At 60.6% G+C, this 9,032-nt stretch carries 10 protein-coding genes; 8 read left to right on the forward strand and 2 right to left on the reverse strand.

What is annotated here, in order from left to right; translation table 11 throughout:
- Positions 1–38: 38 nt before the first annotated feature.
- On the reverse strand, positions 39–899 hold the full coding sequence (locus tag H7847_RS23570) for a helix-hairpin-helix domain-containing protein (RefSeq protein WP_227271943.1): 861 nt from the start codon (positions 897–899) through the stop codon (positions 39–41).
- 146 nt (positions 900–1,045) lie between these two features.
- Between H7847_RS23570 and H7847_RS23575 the strand changes: the two genes are divergently transcribed.
- From H7847_RS23575 to H7847_RS23615, 8 genes are all read left to right on the forward strand, one after another.
- The gene (locus tag H7847_RS23575; RefSeq protein WP_227271944.1) at positions 1,046–1,531 is read left to right on the forward strand and encodes an Hsp20/alpha crystallin family protein; all 486 of its coding nucleotides are present in this window, start codon (positions 1,046–1,048) and stop codon (positions 1,529–1,531) included.
- A 62-nt stretch (positions 1,532–1,593) separates the two neighbouring features.
- Positions 1,594–2,826: an SAM-dependent methyltransferase gene (locus H7847_RS23580; RefSeq protein ID WP_227271945.1), complete on the forward strand. Its 1,233-nt coding sequence runs from the start codon at positions 1,594–1,596 to the stop codon at positions 2,824–2,826.
- 85 nt (positions 2,827–2,911) lie between these two features.
- Entirely contained in the window at positions 2,912–3,439 is a 528-nt protein-coding gene (locus H7847_RS23585) for a universal stress protein (RefSeq protein ID WP_227271946.1), read from the forward strand.
- A gap of 96 nt (positions 3,440–3,535) precedes the next feature.
- The gene (locus H7847_RS23590) at positions 3,536–4,522 is read left to right on the forward strand and encodes a zinc-dependent alcohol dehydrogenase family protein (RefSeq protein ID WP_227271947.1); all 987 of its coding nucleotides are present in this window, start codon (positions 3,536–3,538) and stop codon (positions 4,520–4,522) included.
- 74 nt (positions 4,523–4,596) lie between these two features.
- Positions 4,597–4,848 carry an erythromycin esterase family protein gene (locus H7847_RS23595; RefSeq protein WP_227271948.1) on the forward strand — a complete coding sequence of 84 codons (252 nt, stop codon included), beginning with the start codon at positions 4,597–4,599 and terminating at the stop codon, positions 4,846–4,848.
- 742 nt (positions 4,849–5,590) lie between these two features.
- Complete coding sequence (locus tag H7847_RS23600) at positions 5,591–6,151, forward strand: MarR family winged helix-turn-helix transcriptional regulator (protein ID WP_227271949.1); 561 nt, start codon at positions 5,591–5,593, stop codon at positions 6,149–6,151.
- 39 nt (positions 6,152–6,190) lie between these two features.
- Positions 6,191–7,363 (forward strand): P-loop NTPase, encoded by a 1,173-nt coding sequence (locus H7847_RS27045; RefSeq protein ID WP_319799791.1) that lies wholly within the window; start codon positions 6,191–6,193, stop codon positions 7,361–7,363.
- Positions 7,356–8,621, forward strand: a complete 1,266-nt coding sequence (locus H7847_RS23615) for a DUF6522 family protein (protein WP_227271950.1) — start codon at positions 7,356–7,358, stop codon at positions 8,619–8,621. The genes H7847_RS27045 and H7847_RS23615 overlap by 8 nt, the downstream gene beginning before the upstream one ends.
- A gap of 139 nt (positions 8,622–8,760) precedes the next feature.
- Here the strand turns inward: H7847_RS23615 and H7847_RS23620 are convergent.
- On the reverse strand, positions 8,761–9,032 hold a 272-nt coding region (locus tag H7847_RS23620; RefSeq protein ID WP_227271951.1), incomplete at its 5' end, for an integrase core domain-containing protein.

Genomic DNA, 9,032 nt, shown 5'->3' on the forward strand with positions numbered 1-9,032 from the left:
TCGCCGTTGATCAATGTCAACGCAACACGCCACCCCGGTCACGCCATCCCAACCCCGTAGTGGCGCGCGCAGGCTGTTTCATGGCCGCGGATCACGCGTTTGCCGGCGAGGGGGCCCTTGAACTCGGTCACAACCGTACATCTGTGGCTGCCTTCGCCGTCCCTTTCATAGGTGATGACGACCCAATCCCGTTCGCGGTGCAGCCGATGCGCACGGGGTGAATTCGAATAAAGCGCGGTGAAGTGCCAGTCGCCTCTTTCAGTGTGCAGCACAGGCAACCGCGCGCGCTGATCGGCGCTAAAACGTCTTGGGGCGATCAACGGCAATGTGCCCGCATCTGCGGCAAGCCGGTATTGCCGGTCAACATCCAGCGTCTCAGAAACCGGTGGGGTCGGGATGATCCGGGCGCCACCCAAGGGCCGGTGTCCTTTCAAAATCTCCGCCAGCGCGTATTGAATGCCCCTGATCCTGCGGGGTCCGAACCCGGCAAGCGCGGCAAGCCGGCCATCATGGGCCGCCATCTCCAGCGCCTCGAGGCTGTCGATCCCAAGACCGTCGTGAATCGTGGCGGCCAGATGCGGCCCGATCTGGGGCACGGTCTGGAACAGCTTTTCTGGATCTATCTCACCCCTCAACGTCTCGAGCAGGCGCAGATGCCCGGTCTGCAATATCTCGACGATGGCAGCAGCAATCGACGGACCAATGGTCGGCAGCGCTTCGAGGTCACGGACATCATCAGATCCCAGATACTTCCGGATCGGAACCGTCAGGCTTTGAATGTAGGCGGCGGCCTGCCTGTAAGCCCGGACGCGAAACGGGTTCGCTCGCTGGTGTTCCAGCAAGTCTGCAACCTCGGCCAGCTTTTCGGCCAGCAGAGCATTTTCTTTGGCGCCGGACATCCTCGTGTGCCGCATCACAGAACCCCTTCGTCAATCGGGCCCAGACTACGGACAGTCATGACGGCGGCATTTGACATTGCTCAATATCCGGCACGCGCCACCCGTTAGCCTGTGGGCCGACTCAACACATTCACAGGAGGATTATGATGTCTTATCAGGATTATCTGCCAACGAACTGGATGAAAGACAGGCGCGAGGAGGATCATCCTCTGGTCAGTCTTCGCAAGCAGGTCGACAGCCTGTTCGATGATTTTGGCAACGGGTTTTTCAGCGGTGGTGACGATATCGGCGTGCGATCCAACTTCAGCGAAACGGACAAGGAATTCTGCATCACCGCAGAACTGCCGGGCATGACCGAAGCTGATGTCGATGTCTCGGTCAGCGGTGATCGTATCGTGATCAAGGGTGAGAAAAAGTCCGAAAAAGATGAAAAAGGCGGCGAGAAGGGGCGGGAATTTCACCGTGTTGAGCGCCGATCCGGCGCGTTTCAACGGATGATGACTTTGCCGTTCAGCATCGACCCCGAAACAGTGGAGGCCGTCGTGAAAGACGGTGTGCTTACCGTCACGATCACCAAACCACCTGAAGCCGTGGCCAAGACCACCAAGATCAAGATCGCGCAGGCGAAATAGCGCTGCTGATCGTGCCGCGCATCCGGATGCAGATTGCGGCACGATCAGCAAAGGAGAACCGTATGTGGCAAAACGCTTTGAACCGGATGCTGCGCCATATGCTGCGGTCAGGAACGTTGACCGTGGTCATGCCAGACGGGGTCCGTCATACCTATGGCGACGGCACGGGCGATCCGCTTACGGTGCGCCTGCGAGATGTGGCGACGGTGCGCCACTTGGTTCTGAACCCAGAACTGGCCTTGGGCGAAGCCTATATGAACGGGTCGCTGACGATAGACGGAGACCGATTGCACGACCTGCTTGCCCTGGTGGTTCAGAGCCAGTGTGACGCAAACCGGATCTGGTGGCAAAAACCGCTTCTGAAACTGCGCGATGCCCTGCGCAGATGGACACAGAACAACAAGGCCACGAGAGCCCGACGCCATGTGGCGCATCACTACGACCTGTCCGGCGCGCTCTACGATCTGTTTCTGGATAGCGACCGGCAGTATTCCTGTGGGTATTTTCAGGCGCCCGACGACACCCTTGAAGACGCGCAGGCTCAGAAGAAGGACCACATCGGCCGCAAACTGATGATCCGACCCGGCATGCGGGTGCTCGACATTGGCTGCGGTTGGGGTGGGATGGCGCTGACCCTCGCACGGGATCACGGCGCGCGGGTGCTGGGCGTCACCCTGTCAACGGAACAACATGCGATGGCGACACGACGTGCGGCGAGCGCCGGATTGTCCGACCGCGTTACATTTCGCCTTTGCGACTATCGCGAGGTCGAGGGCAGCTTTGACCGGATCGTGTCCGTTGGTATGTTCGAACATGTCGGCCTGCCGCATTACGACGAGTATTTCCGTACCGTTCGGGATCGCCTGTCGCCCGAGGGGATCGCCTTGATCCATACGATTGGCTGGACAGCGCCGCCCCACGCCACAAATCCATGGCTGGCAAAATACATCTTCCCCGGCGGCTATGTCCCGACACTTTCCGAAATCAGCAAAGCGGTCGAAAATTCCATGCTGTGGTCGGCAGACATTGAATGCTGGCGGCTGCACTACGCCTATACCCTAAGGCATTGGTTTAATCGCTTCAGCGCAAACGAAGACGCCGTGCGCGCGCTTTACGACGCGCGCTTCGTCCGCATGTGGCGGTTCTATCTGGCCGCCTGCGAGCAGACGTTCCGGCATGGGCGGCAGACCGTTTTTCAGCTCCAGCTTTCGCGCAGCATTGATGCGGTCCCCCTGACGCGGGACTACCTGTACCGACCGCCGTTGGATTCCGCCCTCGGCCGGGCTGCGGAATAGAAACCCACCACTGCAATTGACCCATATTAGCCCGCCAAAGGATCGCACGCGTAGGATGACCGCGGCAACCTCAGGGAGAAAGACAATGATCGGCAGAATTCTTGTAGCCTATGATGGATCGGACCCTGCGCGCCGCGCTCTCGATCTGGCTGCCGAGTTTTGCACGAAGTTTGGTGCGGAAGTGTCTATTGTACCGGTGCTGATGCATGGCCGACCGGCAAAGGAACTGGTGCGTATGGCAGAGATCGAGCATATGGTCGAGCATGTGCACAAGGAACACCTGCCCGATATGGCCTGTGTCGCGGGACGCGCCTATGATGCGCTCAGCGCCGCGGCACCCGGGAACCGAAGCGCGCGTATCGCATCGGCCCTGGGAAACCGGCTCATGGCCATGGCGCGCAGCCGATGCGCAGAGCTTGGTGTGGAGGTGGCGCAAACGTCCGTGTGGACAGGAGATTACAGCGATGAAATCCTCGACGCAGCCTCGGAGATGGGATCTGACATGATTGCCCTCGGCGCGCGTGGCCTTGGTTCCGTCAAAGCCGCGGTTCCGGGCCGTGTAACGCAGAAAACGCTGCATCACGCAGCACAGACAGTGGTCGTGGTAAAATAGGCCCGCGCCGGTCCTGTTGCCGTGATCGTCGCCACGGCAGCGTCTGGTTGGTCCTGTGGCCATGGACCCAAAAACGGAAGGGATATGATGCGCGCGATGGTACTTCACAAAGGGGCGCACCGGCTGCAGTTCGAGCAGGTCGACAGCCCCCGCCCGGACGCGGGCCAGCTGCGCCTAAAGATCGAAGCCTGCGGGGTCTGCCGGACAGATCTGCACATCATCGACGGCGATCTGACCCACCCGTCCTTGCCGCTGATCCCCGGTCACGAGATCGTTGGAACGGTTGCCCAGATCGGCGAGGCCGCTGGCGGGTTTGCGCTGGGCCAGCGGGTTGGGGTCCCCTGGTTGGGGCATACCTGCGGCACCTGCCGGTACTGTGTGAACAATCGCGAGAACCTCTGCGACGATCCGGGTTTTACCGGCTATACGCTGAACGGCGGGTATGCGGAAGAATGCGTCGCGGATGCGCGTTATGTCTTTGCGCTGGACGGGCATGACGACCCGGCGGCACTGGCGCCACTGCTTTGCGCCGGGCTGATCGGGTTTCGCAGCCTTCGGCTGGCCGGTGATGCGCAGCGGCTGGGCTTTTACGGTTTCGGGGCGGCGGCACATATCCTTGCCCAGATCGCCGTCTGGCAGGGCCGCGAGATCTATGCCTTCACCCGACCAGGCGATACGGCGGCGCAGGCCTTTGCGCGCGAAACCGGCGCTGTCTGGGCCGGCGGTTCGGATGAAACCTCACCGGTGTTGCTCGATGCCGCTCTGATTTTCGCACCCGTCGGCGCTTTGGTCCCGAAAGCGCTGAAGGATCTGGTGAAGGGCGGTCGCGTGGTCTGTGGCGGCATTCACATGAGTGACATCCCGTCCTTTGCCTATGATGATCTCTGGCACGAACGCCAGATCCTTTCCGTGGCCAACCTGACCCGGGAAGACGGAGAGACGTTTTTTCCCTTGGCTCGACGGGCCGGTGTCCGCACCCAGATCACCCCCTACCGGCTGGAGCGCGCCAACGAGGCGTTGGATGATCTGAGACAGGGTCGCCTGCAGGGCGCGGCCGTCCTGCTGCCCTCTCAAAACGCATAAAGACCCGGTGTGGCTTAAGCCCATCAGTTGCGATTTATCAATCTCAAGCAGGGGTATGCCGGCAGATTGAGGGCATGGACAATGTGGTTGTCGGATTTGCTGATCGGACCGAAGCGGGTCAACACCTCGCCAATGAACTTGCAGCCGGGGGTCTGGACCCCCCTCTTGTCTACCGGCCCGAGACGGAGAGACCGATCCACTGCAGTACTGCCGTTCTACCCGATCAGTATGACGCCTTTGTCTGGTTTGATAAAACCAACGCCGTCACAGCCCTTGCGACCCTTGCCGCTGAGGGCGAAGACGAAACCTATCCCTTTGGGCTGTGACCTTTGAAACGGCACAATTCCGACGCGAACCCAAAGGCTTTGAACTCGGCTTGCGAACCCGATCGTTCCGGAAATGGCGCCAGCGGCCTCCTGCAACCATGTGGTCCCCACGTTCACCGCGATACTTCGATCCTGGCCTGCTCCTTTGTGACCAGACCTGATGTCATCATGCTCTGGCGAAGCAGTTTTTGTGGTTTGAAAGATTTTGGAGTGTTTTTCGGAGCTGCGATTACAACAGGTCCACAAGCTGAGCCTGGGGGTTTTCGGTATATCTTTGAGCCCTTCAGATCGCATCCGCCCGTGTCAAAGGAGCCTAATGGTAAACTGAAGACCCCAGTTCCGTGACTGCCTGACGAGCGGCTGCAAGAATGCTCGCGGGTACTTTCATGGCGGGCTTGCTCTTCCGTTCCCCCCCTTTGGTCGGGTTTCGCGTTTTGGTGGTCGCTGAGGATTCTCGTCCGGAAACGAATGAACGGTAGTGCTCGCAACCACCAGCCCGACGCAAAGTCAGTCCGCCAGAAAGACAGCGATGTGCGAAAGCCCAATCCGGCACTGTTGCATGGGCGTGGATGAAACGGGTTTCCTTACCGGCTTCCGACAGTTTATGGCCTGAAATCCGAAACCGGCATTTGGTTTCCGATCAAGTCCTTGTTCGTCAGGAAACACCATATTTGGTTTTGAACCGAAATTAAATTGGCTTTCATTACTTGTCAAAATAGTTTCGAATCGATATCAAATGAACATGACCGAGTCTCTTGCAGCGACAGACAGGATCGCCGAGCTGCTGATCCATATCGGCCGGGCCTCGCGGAGCGAAGATGCCCGTTCAGAACTCACGGCTGCGCAATGGACCTGCCTGCGCTTTTTCTCCCGGGCCAACCAAAGCACGCGCACGCCCTCCGCCTTTGCCGATTTCCAGGCGACAACGCGCGGCACCGCCTCGCAGATCGTCAAATCGATGGAGCAGCGTGGGTTGATAGCACGCAAGAAGTCGCACACGGATGGCCGCAGTACCCGCTTCGATCTGACCGATGCGGGCTGGCGCGCGCTCGAAAATGACCCGCTTGGCGTTCTGATCGCGGCGCTTGATGAATTGGGCGTTGCTCAGCGCAAGGCGCTGCTGGCCTCTCTCTCGCAGATTTCTTCGGTGTTGGCGGATCGCAAGGGCCTGCGCGCCTTCGGAACCTGTAGCGATTGCACCCATTTCTCGCTCACCAACGACAGCGGCTACTGCGCCTGTATGGCCGCCGAACTGACAGAAGCAGACCTCGGTAAACTATGCGCAAGCTACACTGGCGGCTAAACGCCAGCGCCAATGCAGACCGGAAGGAGACCAACACCAATGGCAACCCAAGACAGCACAGGCCATGATCGCAAGATGATTGCAATCAGCAGCGGCAAAGGGGGTGTCGGCAAATCGACCGTCACTGCCAATATCGCGGTTGCCATGGCAGAGGCCGGGCTGCGTGTCGGCATCGTTGACGCCGATATCTACGGACCTTCCATCCCCGGCATGCTCGGCATCGCCGCCGATGCAAAGCCCGCCATGACACCGGATCAGAAAGTTGTCCCCTCCGAGGCTTTCGGGGTGAAAGTAATCTCGATGGCCATGCTATCGCCCGACGATGAACCGGCGATCCTGCGCGGGCCGATGGTCGGCAAGTATCTCAGGATGTTCGTGCAGCAGGTGGACTGGGGCGCGCTGGACGTGCTCCTGCTTGACCTGCCGCCCGGCACCGGCGACATCCAGCTTACCCTGGCGCAAGCCTTTCCACTGACCGGCGCCGTAGTGGTCAGCACACCGCAGGATGTCAGCCTCAAAATCGCGCGCCGCGGCTTGCGGATGATGGAGCAGGTCAATGTTCCGATCCTCGGGGTTGTCGAGAACATGAGCGGCTTCACCTGCCCCTCTTGCGGAGAGGTCACGCATATCTTTCATCAGGGTGGCGGTGAAAGGATTGCCGAGGATATCGGCGTGCCGTTCCTCGGTTCCGTGCCGCTCGATCCCGACGTGGTGGAATCGGGGGATGCTGGTACCCCGCTTGTCACGGCAGCGCCCGACAGCCCCGCCGCCGCCGCTTACAGGCAGATCGCTGAAACGCTCAGCGGCGGGAAAATCACCACCCGCGGGATTAGCACACCCTTCATCTGGACCCTGACGGACGGGTCCGGCAAGCCGGACCCTTCCGCGCCCACGCCGGGGGGGGCGGCCAATCTGCTTGTTGCACTTGACCAGAGCGACATCGGGTTCGCGCTGACATGGGCTGACGGGCATGAGCAGCACCTCACCCCATTGGATTTGCGGTTGGCATGCTGCTGCGCCGCCTGCCGGGATGAGATAACCGGTGCTGATTTGCTGGACGCCAGCAGCGTGCCACTGGATATCGGACTGACCCGAATCTGGAGCATCGGGAACTACGCGCTCGGCCTGGCCTTCAGCGATGGCCACAGCACGGGCATTTACACCTTCAAGGCGCTGCGCGAGATACAGGGTACGGAGCTTGAGGATGTCTGACAGCCAGGTTCGCCGCCGCATCCGCGCGCAAAGCACACCTTCAGACGCAAACGCGCTCGGCTTCGTGCTGGATGCGCCACTGCAGGCAGGTGCCGCACAGGGGCACGCACCGCTCGATCACGATGCCCCGCTGGCGCGGGCGCTCTTGGCCATCGATGGCGTGGACCAAGTCCATGTCGCGGGCGCGGCGATTTGGGTGCGCAAGCAAGTTGAAGCGGAATGGGTCGCGCTGAAGCCCATCATCGCCGAGGCGATCCGCACGGTTCTTGATCAGACCGACGCACCGCTTGGCGGAAACACCACCGTCGACGATCCCGATATGTCGATGTTCACCGCGGTAGAGACGCTGCTGGAACAGCAGGTGAACCCATCCGTCGCGGGCCATGGCGGTCACATTGCGGTGGACCGGGTCGAAAACGCGACAGTCTACCTGCGCATGTCCGGTGGATGCCAAGGCTGCGCGGCATCCTCGGCCACTCTGCGGCAAGGGGTGGAGCGCATGCTGCGCGCAGCCCTGCCCGGCATTCGCGATATCATTGACGTGACCGACCATGCCGCCGGGGCCAATCCTTTCTACGCCAGCGATGGAGGACAATCGCCGGTTCTGAACCGCGCCATTCCACCGGACGTCATTGGCTGGAACGATGACCAGATCACTGTCGCGCCCGAATACCTGGCATCGCGGCTGGGGCTGACCCCGGAGGCGCTGCGCGATGGCATGCGCAATGGCGATGTGGTCGGGGTCACTGAAACCGGGGTGGGTGAGCACAGGGGCAACATCCGCATCGTCGTGCGCAGCGACACGCGGGCCTGGGCTGCAGAAGTCATGGCCGATGGAAGCGCCCGCGAAATCCCGCCACCCAAGTTGATCAAAGCAGCCAGTCAGGAAGAGCAGGATCTTGCGGATCGTGTCCGGCAGTATCTCGAAGAACTCTCTTCGTCCTCAGAAACTGTGACCTATGGGGCGCTGGCCCGCGCGCTTGGTCTCTGGGCACCGGGATCGGTGCGCAAGGTGACCCGCGCGCTCGAAGCGACGATGCGCCGTGACGCCCGCGATGGTCAGCCCTTTATCGCGGCCCGAGCTGTCAGTCGCGCAGGAGGAGGACTTCCTGCCCGGGGCTTCTTCGATCTTGCCCGCGCTTTGTCGCGTGGGCCGGCGGCAGGGGAAACCGAAAACGAATTCCACGCCCGAGAAATTGCGGGACTGAACAGGCAGCTTTCACAAAGGGATGAAGCAACCAGAAACCCAGTGCGGTAAACCAAGATCTGGTGCCGGATGATATCCTATAAAGCTGGTCTGCCCCACTTAAGTGGTCCGGTTTGATTGTTAGTGCATTGTCGGCTGAGCTGCTCCCCTTGTTTGGACCCCCCGGCTGGAGATTTTCGGGGGGTTTGGCTCAGGGTGCTTGTTGCATGTCTGAGCCATTCATCCGCGAGATCGGTGGGTTGTTCCCGATCGCGCTTTGGGGTCTTTCTTCGTTGTAGCCCCTACGCCACTCTTCCATCTTTGCCCGGGCATCGTCAAGACTCATGAAGTTGCCGTTGGAGCGCCATTGGTCTGAGCGATAATGGCGACGCCTGTTCAGGCATTCGGCCCGGAACTTGGAGTTGAACGCTTCGATGAAGGCATTGTCCGTCGGTTTACCCGGCCGCGAGAAGTCGAGTGTGA

The sequence above is a fragment of the Roseobacter weihaiensis genome (genome assembly GCF_020622345.1).
Lineage (GTDB): Bacteria > Pseudomonadota > Alphaproteobacteria > Rhodobacterales > Rhodobacteraceae > Roseobacter > Roseobacter weihaiensis.